Below are 16,426 nucleotides of genomic sequence, written 5' to 3'. Positions count from 1 at the left end.
GAAATTAACTTTTGACTTTAGCTTTCTTTTCCTTAGCTTCGGCCTTTGGTTCCTCGTCGGCTTGAACCGGTTCGGGGTCATCATCAATCACCACCCGACGGTGTTTGTTCCCCGGGGTGCTGACTAGTTCAATATTTAATCCTAAACCATTTAATTCTCGCAACAGCACATTAAACGATTCAGGAATATTCAACCGTTTAATTGGTTCACCTTTGATAATTGATTCGTATGCTTTTGATCGGCCGGCAACGTCATCGGATTTAATCGTCAAAATCTCTTGCAAAGTGTGGGCGGCGCCATATGCTTCCAAAGCCCAGACTTCCATTTCACCAAATCGCTGTCCGCCAAACTGCGCCTTACCGCCCAACGGCTGCTGTGTAATCAATGAGTATGGACCAATACTGCGCTGGTGAATTTTGTCTTCAACCATGTGGTTGAGTTTTAACATGTAAATTTGTCCAACAGTCACGCGCTCTTCAAATTTGTCGCCAGTGCGGCCATCGTAAACAGTCATCTTACCATCTGGAGCATACCCGGCCTTCACTAATTCAGCTGAAATCTGTTCCTCGCTAACACCATTAAGAACCGGGGTTTTAACCTTATAACCAAGTTTTTTGGCGGCTAAGCCCAAATGAGTTTCCAAAATTTGTCCTAGGTTCATACGAGAAACAACTCCCAAGGGACTTAACACAATATCAACCGGTGTACCGTCTTCCAAAAACGGCATGTCTTCAACCGGCAATACGATTGAGACCACACCCTTGTTACCGTGACGACCGGCCATTTTGTCGCCGACCTGAATTTTTCGTAAGTTAGCAATTGAGACTTGATACATCTTAATCACACCCGAAGAAAGTTTATCGCCATTCTCACGCGAGAAAACTTTAACATCAACGACTTTTCCTTTTTCACCATGTTCAAGATACAAGGAAGAGTCGCGAACATCACGGGCCTTTTCACCGAAAATCGCCCGCAACAATTTTTCCTCAGCGGATAATTCTGTTTCACCTTTTGGAGTAATCTTACCAACCAAGATATCGCCCGAAGAAACAGAAGCACCAATCCGAACCACGCCCTCAGCGTCTAAATCTTTTAATTTTTCTTCCCCGATATTTGGGATGTCGGCCGTAACCACTTCCGGTCCAAGCTTGGTGTCACGAACTTCCACCTGAAAGTCTTCAATGTAAATTGAAGTATAGCGATCCTGCTGAACTAGCCGTTCCGAAATAACAATCGCGTCTTCATAGTTATAGCCTTCCCAGGCCATGAACGCACATAAAATATTTTGCCCCAGTGCCAACTCTCCTTTGTCAGTCGCCGGACCATCAACTAAAACATCACCCTTCTTAACGATCTGGTCTTTTTCAACCGTTGGTCGCTGATCAATACAAGTTGACGCGTTTGATCGGACAAATTTATTCAAACGATATTCTTTTTCTTTGCCGTTGTCATAGGCAATCACAACTTTGTTTGCCTGAACTTCTTTAATCTTACCGTCGGCCTGAGCCAGTACCACATGTCCTGAATCTTCGCCGGCTTTAGCTTCAAGCCCCGTTCCGATAATCGGCGCATCAGGCTTAATGCAAGGTACTGCCTGGCGCTGCATGTTTGAGCCCATCAACGCCCTGACCGCGTCGTCATGTTCCAAGAAAGGAATTAATGATGTCGCCACGCTAACAATCTGGTTTGGTGCGACGTCCATATAATCAACATTATCAACGTGTTCAATTTCCGGTTCGCCATATTTTCGCACCTCGGCTCGTTCGCGCAAAAAGTATCCGTTTTCATCAATCGGAGTAGTTGCCGCCGTGGTAATGGCGTTCTCACTTTGAAAAGCAGTCAAATATTTAACTTCCTTAGTCACTCGGGATTTAACCGGGATCGTCGCTAAAGCCGAAATTTTTTCTAAATCTTTAGCCTGCTTGGCACTAATGGTTTCACCAGCTTTAACAATCACTTGTTTTGAAGAAGGGTCAACCAAGTCTACACGACTAATCTCACCTTCAGTTTCTGCAGCTTTATTTTCAACATCATGCTTAACGCGACGGAATGGCGTTTCAATAAAACCGTATTCGTTGACTTTGGCGTAGGTTGCCAAGTGTCCAACCAAACCGATGTTTGGTCCTTCTGGAGTTGCAATCGGACAAATTCGACCGTAGTGAGTCGGATGTACGTCGCGAACATCAAAACCAGCTCGTTCTCGTGACAATCCGCCCGGACCCATAGCTGACAAACGTCGTTTGTGTTCAAGTTCCGCCAACGGGTTAGTTTGATCCATGAACTGGGACAACTGGGATGACATGAAAAATTCTTTCACTGAGCCAATCACTGGCCGCGCATTAATCAAACGGTTTGGGGTAATTTCCGAAATGTCCAGCGTGCTCATGCGGTCTTTGGCAATGCGCTCCATTCGGGCCAAACCGACTCGGAATTTATTCTGTACCAATTCACCAATAGCTCGAACGCGTCGGTTGCCCAAGTGGTCAATGTCATCAGCCTCTTTTTGAGAAATATTTAATTTAATAATTTCTTTAACAACCTGAATGATATCTTCAACACGCAAAACTCTGTTTTCTTTAGTGATAGCTAAATTCTGATTGAAACGCTGATTAATTTTATACCGTCCAACTTTGCCAAAGTCATAGCGGTCAAAGTTGAAGAACATCGCATAGATCAAAGACTTCGCGTTATCGGTTGTTGCCAGGTCGCCGGGCCGTATTCTTTTATAAACCTCAAGCAACCCTTCGCTTTCATTGCTTGAAGGGTCTTTGGCTAAACTGTTTTGAATGTAGGAAACTTCCGGATGAGTATCAACATCTTTAAAAATTTCCAGAATTTCTTCATCGGTCGGATGGCCGAAAGCTCGAAGCAGTGCTGTAACAGAAATTTTTCTCTTGCGGTCGATTTTAACCCAAATAACATTATTGATATCCGTTTCAAACTCCAACCACGAACCGCGGTTAGGAATAATTTTGGCGCCATAGTAACGTCGTTCACCAAAAAATTCTGAAGTGAAAAAAATACCAGCCGATCTGATCAACTGGGACACGACTGCCCGCTCAATACCATTAATAATAAAAGTGCCTCGGTCTGTCATGAGTGGAAAGTCCCCGAGGTATACTTCTTGTTCAATTACTTTATCAGCTTTATTGTTTGAAAGCTTAGCCATGACGCGCAGAGGCGCTTCATAACTCAAATTCTTGGCTTTACTAGTGACTTCATCAAATTTAGGATCGTCTAAATAGTATTTACCGATTGATAATTCAAAATCCCGACCAATGAAATCTCGGATCGGAGAAATTTCTTCAAACAATTCCTGAAGTCCGTGTTCCAAAAACCACTTATAGGAATCCTTCTGGACTTCGATCAAGTCGGGCATCGGTACCGCTTCCTTGATCATCGAAAATGTTTTGCGAGGTGAAGTCTTTATCGCCATAGATTATTAGATAGTTTTATATAATAGATAAATAAGCTAAGTAATAGTACCGGAAAAGACAACAAAAATGCCTCCCAACCCTAATTTTTGGGATGCGAGATTTATTTTATTTGTTTTAATTTTGAGAAAAAAAGAATCCCACTACGATTTTTGCTTAAAAAATGTTACGTTGGTTCGCAATAGCGGGGTATTTTGGACTTAGGACCAAAAAACAAAATAACTCTGAAATCTTATCAAGATTTTGCATCTTTGTCAAATCTTTTTTGGAAATTGTCAAGACTGGGTTAAAATTTAGCTAAATTAAGAGAATTTTTAACCAAAAATAATAAACTTATCCACAACTTATCAAAACTTTGGTTTCTTCGCTTTTGGCAACTCAATATTTTGGCCCGATAATTGGCCTCTTGATGTTTTTTCTAAAACTGGATTAATCGGCCCTTTAACGTTTTTTATGGTTCGTAGACTAGTCTCAGTGGCCAATGAAACTGCCACTGCGATAAATACCCAAAAAACCGTGTCGCCAAAGAAGTGTCCGATACTAATACCAGCGGCAACTCCCAAAATAATAGAAATAAATATTCGTGACCAGTAGTCCATACTAGCGAGCCTTAGGTTTAAGCGCCGACAGCTGTTCCCGGACGACTTTGCGATCATCCCAGGCAATTTTTTTATTATGTTCAACGACAATCGCCTGCTCACTACCCTTACCGGTGATCAAAACAAGATCGTCTGCCTTAGCAACCTTAAGGGCTTTTTTAATTGCTTCACGGCGGTCTAAGATTTTAAACAAATTTTTATCAAGTTTTTTGCCGGCTTCTAAAGCACCTACGGCAACCTGATCAATAATATCCTGAGGGTTTTCGTCATACGGGTCTTCGTTAGTAATAATAACCACATCGGCATTAACCCCGGCAAGATTACCAAGCTTCGGCCGGCGTGATTTATCGCGGCCGCCACCAGCCGATCCTAAAACGTGAATCACTCGGTGATGTTCAATCATTTTAACAATCTCATACAGTGCAGTGACGGCTTGTGGCTCAAAGGCGTAATCAACAATTACTTTAAAGGGTTGACCTTCATCAATAAATTCCACTCGTCCGGGTATGCCAGAAATTGCCGCCAAATTTCGCGCCATGCTTTCTAGACTAATTCCTTGGGTTAAGCCAACGGTAATCGCCGCCAACAAATTGTAAATATTGTGTCGACCAAAAAGTTTTACACCAAACGGATGGCCGTTAATTTTAAACCCAACGCCTTGACCGGTAGCCTGTGGATCATCAGCCCGAATTACCCTCGCTTCGGAACTCGATTTTTCTGAAGATAGTGTAAAAACGAATTTTTCTTCAGCCCATTGATCGATAAAATCCGTGCTGTGTTCATCATCAAGGTTAGCAATAATCGTCTTTTTAACTTTTTGATTAGCAATCAATTTCGGGGTTTCCGTTTTTAACTTTTTGAACAGCTTTAATTTGGCATTTTTATAATTTTCAAAATTGCCGTGAGCCTCAATATGCTCAGGATATAAATTAGTAAACACCACAATATCATAATTAATACCAAGGTGGCGGAACTGTTCAATGCCCTGTGAAGTTGTTTCAATCACCGCATACTGACAATTAGCTTTAACCATTTGTTTAATTAAACTTTGTAGCGCAAACCGACCAATCATGGTCATTTTAGTTTTATTAATCCATTCTTTTTTATCAATTTTAAATTGAATCGTAGAAGCGCAACCAACGCGGTAGCCGGCGTTTTCTAAAATTTTACTGATTAGATAGGCCACAGTGGATTTGCCCGAAGTTCCGGTTACGCCAATAACAATCAACTTATCAGACGGACTACGATAAAAAAAGTTAGCAATAAGTGCTAACCAATAATGATAAATTTTTATCAGCGGTGACGGAATAATTTTTTTTAGGATGGTCATCATATTATAAAAACATTTTACCACCTAAAAATTTTAACGGCAAGACAAAACTTTACTTGCCTAAAATTTTTAACGCTTCTTTTATCTTTTGTGAGGTATCCGTTATTGCCGGATCAATTTTGGTTAAGGCTTTCCTAGCTTCAGCCGCAGAATAACCGAAGCTGACTAGTGCATCAAACACATCGGCATCAACTGCCTGAGAGTCGGTTTGTCTTTTATCTTTATGTCGGCTCGTCAGACTCTCAACTTTATCTTTCAGCGTAATAATAATTTTTTCAGCGGTCTTTTGTCCTAGTCCAGAAATTTTAGTTAATACCGAAGGATCATCACTGAAGATCGCCTGTTGAACATCACTCATGGTGGTTTTTCCCAAAATGCCAATGGCGGATTTAGGACCAATACCCGGGACTTCCAGCAATAAAGTAAAAAATGTTTTGTCGGCCGGATCCAAGAAACCATACAAATCCATCGCATTCTCTGATACTGCTAAATAGGTGTACACAACCACTTCCGCACCTTCCGAAATTCGCTGCAAATTGCTTAGGGGCGAATAGACTTTATAGCCAACGCCCGCGGCTTCAACGACAAAATAGGAGTCTTTACGAAGCTCCGGACTTTTATAAGTTACTGTTCCTCGAAGTGATGCAATCATATGGTTATTCTAGCCTAAATTTTGCGGATTGACAAAACTCATTTCCAATGATACAGATAAAATGCTCTTTAACCAACCCGATAAGGAATCAAGTTCAATGAAACCAAGAATTTTTGGTAGTATGAATGGTCACGCCATCGCGATCATCATGAAGGGAGCGGTTCGCCGAGCGATCGAAGTGATTCGGCAACAACGTTTCATCTTTGAAGCCGAGGCCAAACAAGGCTACTCCGGCGAAATGGACGACTTGGTCACGACGGCCGACAAACTCGCACAAGAAGTTTATGTGCGAATGATCACCGAATGTTTTCCCAACTTTGGCGCGGTTGGTGAAGAAAACAATCTGCGGATTGAATGCTCTTTGCCGGACACCGATATTTGGTTTACCGTTGACCCGCTTGACGGTACAAAAGCGTTCGGCCGAAGACAATCGTTTGGAATCGGAACGATGATTTCGCTGGTATGCAACGGCGAAGTTATTGCCGCGTACATCGGCGACGTCATGACCCAAGAGATATTCGGTTTTCGTCCGGATTCCGATCAAGCTCACCGCATCAGCGAATTTCATATCGCTGAAACACTGACCATTAATCCAGCTCACAAGCTGGCTAACCAATGGCTTTTGCTTCGGGAGTTGCCAAGCGAGCATTCCCAACACGTCCGTGACGTCATTGACCGCCAAGTTTTCAAAAACGTCAGCATGGCGGAAGGCAGTATTGGTTTGAGCATGGCTCGGCTTTGGAAAGGCGAAGTTGGCGGCGCGGTTCTCAAACCAGGGCCAAACACGCCCTGGGACTTTTGTCCGATTTTAGGCATCAGCCAAAAACTCGGATTTGAATTTCTTCGGTCCGACCACGCTGGCGACACTTGGGCCATTGACGACCCTAAACCGCAAAAGCAAACAGTGTTCACCGAACACGAATGGCTGATTATTCATCGCTCACGCATTAGTGAACTGAATGGTTAGTCACTCACCCGACTCCCTCTGGAAAATCCACGGAGTTTTTTTATTACTTGACAAAATTTTACTGCTACGATAAGTTTTGAACGCGGAAAGGGTAGCGCTAACGATATGTGCAGCCTTGCCTGGGCATCAAAAAGGAGGGCCTTTCACCCATCAGGCGAGTGCAGTGCTTCTGAAGCGCCACAACCTCTAACCCGATTCCGTAGGGGCAGTGCTGACTTGAGACACTCTTTGGTCGAGTTCCTAAGCCAGCCTGCCCTTTCCTTTTTTCAAAAATAAAAAGCGAGCCTTACTCCAGGCTCGCTTTTTTAACAATTATTTTTTCTTGCGGGCTTTAGGTTTTGGTTTACTTTTAGCAACCAGCTTCTTTTTCGCAGGAGTTCGCCGTTTAATCCGGCTAACCCGAATCAGTCCTGAGCAAGGAATAATTTCAACGCCCCGGCGCTCTAGTTCATCTAAAAACAAATTCATACCAAGCGAATCTGAAGACATGTGCCCGGCGATCACCACGTTCACATGATTTTTCTGCGCTTCCTTTTTACGATCTTCAGCCATATGCATGCCAACGATCGTACCAATACCGGCCTGCGCCATTTTTTCATAGATTCCCACCGCGCCTTCGGTACCGCCGGTAATTTCAGTTAAAACCAACTTGCCAATAAAGTTATCTCGGCTGCCGACAAAAACTTTTGGTCCGGTCTTTTGTTCAATGGCTTTTTGGTATTCCGGAATTTCTTCTAGAGCGTCCACAACATCGCCAACAAATTCTGGCTTAGCTTTTTTTAGATGAGTGTCAAGAAAACTGGCAACCATATTATCAGTCGGCGTATGGATACACATCAGACCGATATTAAACAGCTCAGCCGTATCCACGCCGCGGTAATGGTTAATCGGCGACATCCCGCGCGCTACTTCAGAAATTCGTTCTTTGGTTAGCGACTGAGCAATATTAATTGGCACGCCGTAGCCGGCCAAAACTTCTGCCTGCAAATGCATCACGTCCCCCAAATCCGCCAACGCGCTGCCAACCGGATGATGGGCAATTACCGCATCAACTCCCAACGCTTTAGCCATCAAAATTTCCGCTGGACCGATGTCAATGCCGGCAAGCACTTTTTTAATTTCTCGTTTTGGATCCACAAAAACTCTAGTGTCTGAATATGGGTTAGTTAAACTCTCTAAATCAAAACGTTTTTTTGATTTAGCATCCAAGCGATCATATTTTTCCTTTCGGCGTTTCAAGTGTTTTAATACTGCCTTCTTGCCGCGCAGGTCCGTTTCAATCCCAAGCGTAACGCCTAACTCATAAATTTGTTTAAGATTCATATTTTTATTTCGTTAATTAATTTTTTTAATTCCAACGAACCCACCACCGGTTTCTTTCATGTTGTCAACAGACTCCCGTTTGACTTCTATTGCTAAAGTTGCCTTAACGATGTCTGCACCGAGTGCCGAGAACAATTCATCTAACCCTTGCTGATAAATAATAACTCGATCGTTAACCGTCAAGCCGGAATCTTTGCGCAACTGGTTGATTTGCCTGATTAATTCTCGCGCCAACCCTTCCAACTTCAAGGCGTCAGTAATAGTTATATCTAAGTTATCAGTTTTACCGAATTGCAATTCTTTAATATTTAATTCATCTTTAATAATATCTACTAAATCATCGGCAAGCTTATCGGCTAAGGAGGTTGTATAACTCAATAGCGGTTGGCGGATTTTAATGCCGGCGTTTGCTCGAGCTGCCAAGCCGCGCTCGACAATCTGGCCCACCAGTTTCATTTCCGTCAATAATTTTTCATCAATCAATTTCTTGTTAACCTTTGGCCAAGTTTCTAAGTGAACAGACTCTTTTTCCCCGCCAATCTGACGATAAATTTCTTCAGTCACGAATGGCATAAACGGCGCCGCCACTTTGGCAAACTCCCGCAAGACAAACCCTAAGGTCTGAACCCCGAGTTCGTCGCCATCCTTAAAACGTTCACGGCTGCGGCGCAGATACCACGTTGAAAGTTCATTAATAAACTCCGTAATCGGCCGCGCTGCCTTAACAATCTGATAACTATTCATTTTTTCCGTAATCTCTTGGTTTAAAACGTTGAGTTTGGCTAAAATCCAACGATCCAAGACATTTTTGGTTTTTGGCGCATCTGGACCAATAGTTGTCTTATACATCAAATAAAAACTCAGCACATTGCCAATCAGCATGATATTTTTTTGCAACGCTTCCTTAACTTCCTTTTCGGAAAAATTTAAATTTTCTGCTTCCATCACCGGCGTGGTTAATAAATAGTAGCGCAACGCATCAGCGCCATACTTATCAATCACTTCATTAGGATCGGGATAATTTTTTAATTTCTTACTCATCTTTTTGCCGTCTTCGGCCAACACAATACCATTGACAATCACGTTCTTAAATGCCGCCTTGCCCTTGATGGCCGCGCCGATGACGTGCAAATAGTAAAACCACGCTCGCGTTTGATCAACGCCTTCAGCAATAAACTCCGCTGGAAAATTTTGTTCAAACTTCTTTTTATTCTCAAACGGATAATGCATTTGGGCGTATGGCATTGAACCGGAGTCAAACCAGGTGTCCAACACATCCGGCACTCGTTTCATTGTTTGGCCGCACTGACAAGGCACTGTCACTTGATCAATAATATGTTTATGTAAATCAGTAATTTTTTTACCACTATCTTTTGCTAATTCCGTCACACTGCCATACACTTTTTTCTCGCCGCATGTATCACAAACCCAAATTGGCATTACCGAGGCCCAAAACCGCTGGCGCGAAATTGACCAATCGCGCGCGCCTTCCAGCCACTTGCCAAACCGGCCAGCTTTGATATGTTGGGGCGACCAGTTAATTTTGGCCGCCAGTCGCAAGGCCTTGCTTTTAACTTTAGTCACATTCACAAACCAGGAACTTGTCGCATAGTTGATTAACGGCGTATCACAGCGCCAGCAATGTGGATAGCTATGTTCGTACTTGTCTTTACTAAACAGTAAATTTTTTCCGGCTAAAATTTTAATGACTGCTACATCAGTTGACTGATGGTCCTCAATTGGCTTAACGTTTAACCCGGCCAAGTCTTTAATTTCATCTTTAATATGTCCGTCCAGACGCACATGCTGCACAAACGGCAAGTGTTGTTCTTTGCCAATCCGCATATCGTCTTCACCAAACGCCGGCGCGATATGCACCACGCCCGTACCCTCTTGGGTAGTCACAAAATCATCAGCCACAATGGTATAAAAATTTTCCTGATGTTCCAAATTTTGATTTAAATAATCATCAAATAACGGTTTATATTTTCTACCTACTAAATCTTTAGCTTTAATTTCTTGATAATCCTTAACTAGGATTACTTTTTTATTAGTTAATGTCACCTCATATTCTCCAACAGAGGATCCTTCTAAAGGAACCTTATCAGTAATTGCAGTAATATAATAATCTTTGTCATTAAAATTAAACTGATTATCTTTATTATCTTTAATTTTAAATTTTCCATACTTAATATCCGGCCCCAAGGCTAATGCGACATTGCCCGGCAATGTCCAGGGCGTTGTGGTCCACGCTAACACAAACGTTCCCGGCTCGTCTGCTAATTCAAACTTGGCCGTCACTGACAAATCTTTAATATCTTTATAGCCTTCACTAACTTCCTGTTGAGAAAGCGTTGTCTCACACCGCGGACACACATGCATTGATTTGTAATCCTGGTAAATCAAGCCTTTATCCCAAAGTTCCTTGAATACCCACCAAATACTTTCCATATACGACAAGTCCATTGTCTTATATGGATTTGCCATATCCGCCCAGCGCCCCAGACGCGGAATTGTTTTTTCCCATTCTGATGCGTATTCCAAAACCTTGCTCCGACAAGCTTCATTAAATTTATCAATGCCGTAAGCTTCAATTTCTTTTTTCGATTTAAACCCAAGTTCTTTTTCAACAATATTTTCAATCGGCAGGCCGTGGCAATCCCAGCCCCACTTTCGTTCAACGCGGTAGCCGTTCATCGTCCAGTAACGCGGCACCACGTCTTTCATCAGACTCGCCACAATATGGCCGTAGTGCGGCGTACCGGTGGCAAATGGCGGGCCATCATAAAAAACATAGTCACCTTTCGGTGCCTTTTTCGTTAAAGTCTGCTCAAAAATTTTTTTATCCCGCCAAAACTTTAAAATCTCGGCTTCTTGTTGGGAAAATTTTGACTCCATAATGAGGTTATTTTAACCAAAATTCCCCGCTTGGTCAACTAAGTTGTTGACTTTTAAAAGCCATTTTGCTATCTTTATTTTTATAGGTGCGGGCCACAAGAGCGCCCAAACCAAAACTGCACACGGAAAGCCGCAAGGCTCCCAGACAAGGATCCAGGAGGAACCAAACTATGCACGCGAATCGCAACGCCAACACGCCGCAGACGCTGAATCCGCTGAACGAAGACATCGGCAACGCGAATGCGAAGAATCCCGTCGGCAAGCAGAACGACGACATCGGCGCGATGACGAACAACCTGGCGAACGCGGCCGGCCTCAACGTGATCTAACCCACGACGCGGGTTTCCCCTGGCTAACGCCAGGATCACACCACGAGGCCAAACAGGGCCAGCCAACATCCACATCTCACTTTTCACTTTCGAGAGAGGACTGCGGCTGGCCCTCTCTACTTAATTAGCAACAACCGATACAAAAAAGCTAGCTGACCGCTAGCTATATTTTTTTAAAAAATTACTTTTTATATTTCCGCAAAAATTCCTTAACTTTTGCTTCCAGTTGCGACGGCGTAATACTGGTCTTGATAATAAAATCTTTTGCACCAAGTTTTAAACCTTTTTCAATTTCTTCTTTTTGCGACAGGTTGGAAAAAATAATTGCCGGAATTTGCTTGGTGGCAGGGTTTTCTTTTAATTTACGCAACATATCATAACCATCGACTTCCGGCATTAACAAATCAAGTAAAATTAAATCCGGCTTTTCTAGCTCCGCCAAACCATAGCCTTCCTGGCCGTTACTGGCAATAAAAACATCGTAACCCGACTCGCGTAATTTCATCTCGTAGAGCTCCAACAAAAATTCCTCATCTTCAACCACTAAAATTTTTATTTTCTTTTTGGCCATACCGCTTTCTAGTATAATATTTTTTTACTAAAAAGTCTAAATCAAAATTTTTACATTTTTTCCAACGTGGTGATTCCCAAAAGCCCCAACCCCGTTGCCAATACCAACTGAATATCTTTAATCAAAAGCAGTCTAGTTTTTTGAATCTTTTTATCGCCTTGTAAAATCGGCACCTGCTCGTAAAACAAACTAAAAGTTTTTGCCAGATCAAAAAGATAACTTGAAAGTTCAGACGGATCAAACCGTTTAACCGACTGACTAACCACTTCAGGGAATTTTGCCAACAGCTTTACCAAATCAAACTCCACTTGCTCAGTCAAAAGTTTGGCATCAACTTTGGCGCTTGGCTTTACCTGTGCTTTGGCAAAAATGCTGTTGATTCTGGCATAGACATACTGCAGATACGGTCCGGTCTTTCCGGTAAAAGCGATTGACTGTTTGGGATTAAAAATCATTGTCGTTTTCGGATCAACCGCCAAAATATAAAATTTCAGCGCCCCTAAAGCAATTTGTTCGGCGCGCGCGCCGATTTCTTTTTCATCCAATTCCGGCGAACGCTTAACAATTTCTTCTTTAGCCAATGATTCAAGTTCAGCCAATAAGTCATCTGCGCCAGTTCCTTCCGCCAGGCCTTCGCGGGATTTGATTTTGCCTTCCGGTAAACGAATCATCCCATACGACAAATGATGATACCGCTCAGCATTTTTAAAACCAAGCAGCTCCAAAATTTTAAATAGCTGCTGAAAATATAAATCCTGCTCCGAACCGACCACGTAAATTGATGAGTCGGCATTATGCTTATCCTTTAAATAGGCGAGGTATAAATCTTGGGTAATATATAGACTGGTGGCATCCGGCCGCAGCACAATTTTGTTTGGCAGCTTAAACTTTTCCAATTCAGCATACACTAACCCTTCCTGATTTTTAACAAACACCCCCTTCTTCAAACCGTCTTCTACTACTTGCTTGCCTTTATCGTAAAATTCGCTTTCGTGATACTCCTCGTCAAACCGTTCAATGCCAAATTTCTTGATCGTCTGCTTAAAACCTTCCAAAACCCACGTCATTAGCTTCTGCCACAATTCGCGCGCGGTTTTATCGTCATTCTCCCATGCTTGCAACATCCGCAAAGCTTCTTTGCTCAATTGCTCATTAGTTTTTTCTTCTTGTGAAAATCGAACATAAAAACTGCCGACAAAATGATCCGGCTTCATCTTGGCTGATTTCGGCGTTTTATTTTTGCCCCATTTTTGATATCCCAACATTGCCTTGGCAATCGCAATGCCGCGATCATTATATAGTGTCGTAGTGATTACTTTATAGCCGCTGAATCTAAAGAGATTAGCAATCGTAGAACCCAAACAAATGTTTCGAACGTGTCCAACCGTCAATGGCTTATTGGTGTTTGGCGAAAAATATTCCACCATTACTTTTTGGCCTTTGCCAATTTTTGAGCCACCATAACCACTTTTGGCTTTGCCAATTTCCGCAAAAACCGCCGCCATGAAATTTTGCCGATTAACAAAAAAATTAAAATACGGCCCGGCGACTTTCACCTGACTAATAAACGGCGTGGGCACAAAGGCTTCCGCTGCTTGCTGGGCTAAAGCCGCCGGAGCCATTTTTATTTTTTTCGCCAAAATAAAACATGGCACTGAATAATCGCCCAGCGTAGCGTCCGGCGGAAATTCAAGATTGATATCGCCGGCCGAAACTTCCGGGGAAACTTTCTTAAAAATTTCAAGCACCTGCTCGGCCAAAGAGGCAACTGCTTGCGATTGAATTTTTTGATGTTCGTTTGCCATATAATTAATCAATACTACACTTGACCGGACCATTAGCCTTGATAATCTGGTCAATTGTCACATACTGAGGCGTAGCTTTAATGGTATTAGCAACCTCATCCTTAATCAGTGGCTCTAAATACATTATAGGCGTTACATATCTTTTATCAACAAGCCCCATCAGATACAAATCAAGTTGGCTGTATGCGCGGCGGTTCGTATTTGCCAATTTGGTCAAGCCGGAAGTAAACGTTCCGTCGCCGTTATCAATCCAGCCGCTGCCGCCAAGCGGCGAAATGAATCCGGCGTAAATGCTCCAATGGAAAAAATCGTCGTTTCTCAGAAGCGCATTGTTGTTTTTGCCGTCGTCATCAAAATTAATGTATGCCGACCATTGATGCAAAATTTCGTGCAACACCACGTTTAATGCGGCATCCAAACCTTCCGTGGTGCCCGGATTATATTTATTAATATTGCCCATCATCACCACGCCTTTAAGTTTGCCCTGGCTGCCAAAAATTGATGAGCGGTCCAGCGAACCTTTATTAATACCCTCCCATTTATTTGTCACTGGCACAAAATGCGCAATCTCGTTAGTGTCTTCGGTTGGGATTTTAAAATTAGTCCAGACAAAAATGAAATCAAACTCATCCGGATTATTATCATAAAATGTATTGATCGCTTCGTTGCGGACTTCCGTGGTGCCGTCGTTTCGTTTGCGGATCAAATAGCCGTCGTCTAATAAAATGGTGGTTGGATAATCAAAATCAATTTCACCAAAACCGTCCGTGGCCCAGTGATACCTTTCACTCGCCGCATTTTTAATCAGTTGAACCTTCGCCACTTCGTCGGACGAATATTCTTCGTCGGCCAAAAGAATAACAGCGGCCTTTAATTTTTTGTTTTCGCAGTCACGGCGGTCCGCAATCGGCAAAGCAATCGGATCAAAAACATTTTTATCAAAACCCTGAATCGGTTTTTCCCGTTCATAAAACGTTCGGTTGGCACTAATTGCAAAACTTTTATCAAAATAATTTTTTGCTAGCGCCTCGTCGTCGGCAAACGCCCGGAGTAAGCCTGCATTTTTATAGAAATATTTTTTTAGGTCGGAATTAAAATATAAGACGCTTTCGGGAATCGTGTAATCGTGCTTAATTGGTTGACCAATTTGGTAATTTTCAAAAAATACGTCGGGTACGTCCACCACCCGCTTTGACCAGTCGGCGCCATAAATACTTTCCGCAATACTTTCGTTTTGAATTTCTCGCAACACCCCGCCTTGCTCAACAGCATAAACCGGCGAGGTGGTTCTAATTTTTACCAAATATGTTCCCGGTCTAATGGTGATATTCTCGCCCAGCGGATAATTCGCTAAAAATTCGTTGCCAACCGTGACGACTTTAGAAAAATCAGCACCATACCAACTGCGATAAGTAATTTCATTAGGAAACGGGTGGCGCACGCCGCGGCTATCAATATAATAGATAGTGCCAAAGTCCGCCGAACGCACCAGCTGTAATTCAGCCCGAACCGGCGTGGTCAATAAAAAATTGCCTAGAACTAACGCTAGGCCTAAAAAGGTTAAAGCAGACTTTTGCCAACGAATTTTCATTGTAATTATTATAACAATATTTTAGCCAAAATTTCAAGATTATAATTGACTTTGGCCAAACAATGTGGGACAGTATCAATATCTTAGGGTTTGGTTTGGGCAAACAAAAAAATCGAAAGTTGGTCAACTGGAAAAGGAGGAAACCAGTTTATGGCACGAGCAAGCCGATACCAGCAGCCCCACGTGTTGCGTGACCGCATGGAAGAAGCAGGCGTCACACACGGGGCCACAGTCCGCGCCGACATCATCGGCGCTCACACCAGCAAGCCGGTCGTCTACCGAGAAGAGGGCCAGCCGGTTACTGCCAGTGTTGGGCCGACCAAGGTCTTTTTCTGCCAAATGCCCGAGGGCAACGGCTTTCGGGTACGCGAAACGTTGCAGAAAGGCGACGGCGGTCCGGTGACGGATAAAGTCTGCTATGACGACTCAATCCGTCGCGTGATCCTCGGTCTGGAACCATGGTCGGACGTCAACATCGTCAACGCGATCGTCGCCAACAACGGCACCACCCGTATCATGGCCGACGCCGCGACGCGCATCGTCGTCACCGGGAAACGCGGCAAGCGCGTTCACGAAGTCCTCGCTGTCGTCTAGGCGAGCACACCAACAACCAATCCCAAACCAACCCTGCAGGTGTCTGAAGTCTTAGACACCTGCTTTTTCATTTTTGGTAAATAAAAATCCCTCACCTTAAGCCTACAAGGTGAGGGTCACAAAAGAACGGTTTGGCCTGGTCAGCGCGTCGCGGTCGCAATCGCCACGGCTGAAGGGATGACGGGCGGCTCAAGCTGGAGCTGCGGATAGCAATCCGGCGGATTTGTGTCTTTTGGCACGACATAGCAACGGATTTCCGAATAGTTGTAATCATTGGGGTGCGTCAGACTCCACGTCCACCAACTGCCGTCGGTCTGCAACATCATCATCGAG

The 16,426-nt window shown here is 43.4% G+C and carries 11 protein-coding genes and 1 pseudogene; 3 read left to right on the top strand and 9 right to left on the bottom strand.

Translation table 11 applies throughout. The features are described from left to right. Window positions 1–4: 4 nt before the first annotated feature. From HUU49_05125 to ruvA, 4 genes are all read right to left on the bottom strand, one after another. Window positions 5–3,379: a DNA-directed RNA polymerase subunit beta gene (locus HUU49_05125; protein NUM25962.1), complete on the bottom strand. Its 3,375-nt coding sequence runs from the start codon at window positions 3,377–3,379 to the stop codon at window positions 5–7. Window positions 3,380–3,781: 402 nt separating this feature from the next. Further along, the gene (locus HUU49_05120) at window positions 3,782–4,033 is read right to left on the bottom strand and encodes a hypothetical protein (GenBank protein NUM25961.1); all 252 of its coding nucleotides are present in this window, start codon (window positions 4,031–4,033) and stop codon (window positions 3,782–3,784) included. A gap of 1 nt (window position 4,034) precedes the next feature. Then, window positions 4,035–5,366, bottom strand: coding sequence for a UDP-N-acetylmuramyl-tripeptide synthetase (murE, locus tag HUU49_05115; GenBank protein NUM25960.1), 1,332 nt, complete (start codon window positions 5,364–5,366; stop codon window positions 4,035–4,037). Between the two features lie 49 nt (window positions 5,367–5,415). Beyond that, window positions 5,416–6,015 (bottom strand): Holliday junction branch migration protein RuvA, encoded by a 600-nt coding sequence (gene ruvA, locus HUU49_05110; GenBank protein ID NUM25959.1) that lies wholly within the window; start codon window positions 6,013–6,015, stop codon window positions 5,416–5,418. Between the two features lie 97 nt (window positions 6,016–6,112). Here ruvA and HUU49_05105 point away from each other — a divergent pair, with 97 nt between their 5' ends. After that, on the top strand, window positions 6,113–6,982 hold the full coding sequence (locus HUU49_05105; GenBank protein ID NUM25958.1) for a hypothetical protein: 870 nt from the start codon (window positions 6,113–6,115) through the stop codon (window positions 6,980–6,982). A gap of 390 nt (window positions 6,983–7,372) precedes the next feature. On the opposite strand, the pseudogene HUU49_05100 reads toward HUU49_05105, so the two are convergent. Together HUU49_05100 and HUU49_05095 are read right to left on the bottom strand one after the other, a co-directional pair. Next, window positions 7,373–8,305: pseudogene (locus HUU49_05100) on the bottom strand (NGG1p interacting factor NIF3). Between the two features lie 12 nt (window positions 8,306–8,317). Then, window positions 8,318–11,203 carry an isoleucine--tRNA ligase gene (locus HUU49_05095; protein NUM25957.1) on the bottom strand — a complete coding sequence of 962 codons (2,886 nt, stop codon included), beginning with the start codon at window positions 11,201–11,203 and terminating at the stop codon, window positions 8,318–8,320. A gap of 170 nt (window positions 11,204–11,373) precedes the next feature. Between HUU49_05095 and HUU49_05090 the strand changes: the two genes are divergently transcribed. Further along, window positions 11,374–11,532, top strand: coding sequence for a hypothetical protein (locus HUU49_05090; GenBank protein NUM25956.1), 159 nt, complete (start codon window positions 11,374–11,376; stop codon window positions 11,530–11,532). 181 nt (window positions 11,533–11,713) lie between these two features. On the opposite strand, the gene HUU49_05085 is transcribed toward HUU49_05090, so the two are convergent. From HUU49_05085 to HUU49_05075, 3 genes are read right to left on the bottom strand one after another with little or no spacing between them, the layout of a single operon-like run. Beyond that, window positions 11,714–12,103, bottom strand: a complete 390-nt coding sequence (locus HUU49_05085) for a response regulator (protein NUM25955.1) — start codon at window positions 12,101–12,103, stop codon at window positions 11,714–11,716. Between the two features lie 50 nt (window positions 12,104–12,153). Further along, window positions 12,154–13,908: an arginine--tRNA ligase gene (gene argS / locus HUU49_05080; GenBank protein NUM25954.1), complete on the bottom strand. Its 1,755-nt coding sequence runs from the start codon at window positions 13,906–13,908 to the stop codon at window positions 12,154–12,156. 4 nt (window positions 13,909–13,912) lie between these two features. Beyond that, window positions 13,913–15,499: a hypothetical protein gene (locus tag HUU49_05075; GenBank protein NUM25953.1), complete on the bottom strand. Its 1,587-nt coding sequence runs from the start codon at window positions 15,497–15,499 to the stop codon at window positions 13,913–13,915. 198 nt (window positions 15,500–15,697) lie between these two features. On the opposite strand from HUU49_05075, the gene HUU49_05070 reads away from it, so the two are divergent. Continuing rightward, window positions 15,698–16,093 carry a hypothetical protein gene (locus tag HUU49_05070; GenBank protein ID NUM25952.1) on the top strand — a complete coding sequence of 132 codons (396 nt, stop codon included), beginning with the start codon at window positions 15,698–15,700 and terminating at the stop codon, window positions 16,091–16,093. Window positions 16,094–16,426 lie beyond the last annotated feature (333 nt).

This window comes from Candidatus Buchananbacteria bacterium (assembly GCA_013359225.1).
In the GTDB taxonomy this organism is placed as follows: domain Bacteria; phylum Patescibacteriota; class Patescibacteriia; order Buchananbacterales; family UBA6539; genus JABWCG01.
The sequence above is the reverse complement of the archived record's forward strand: the minus strand, read 5'-3'. Positions and strand labels throughout refer to the sequence as shown.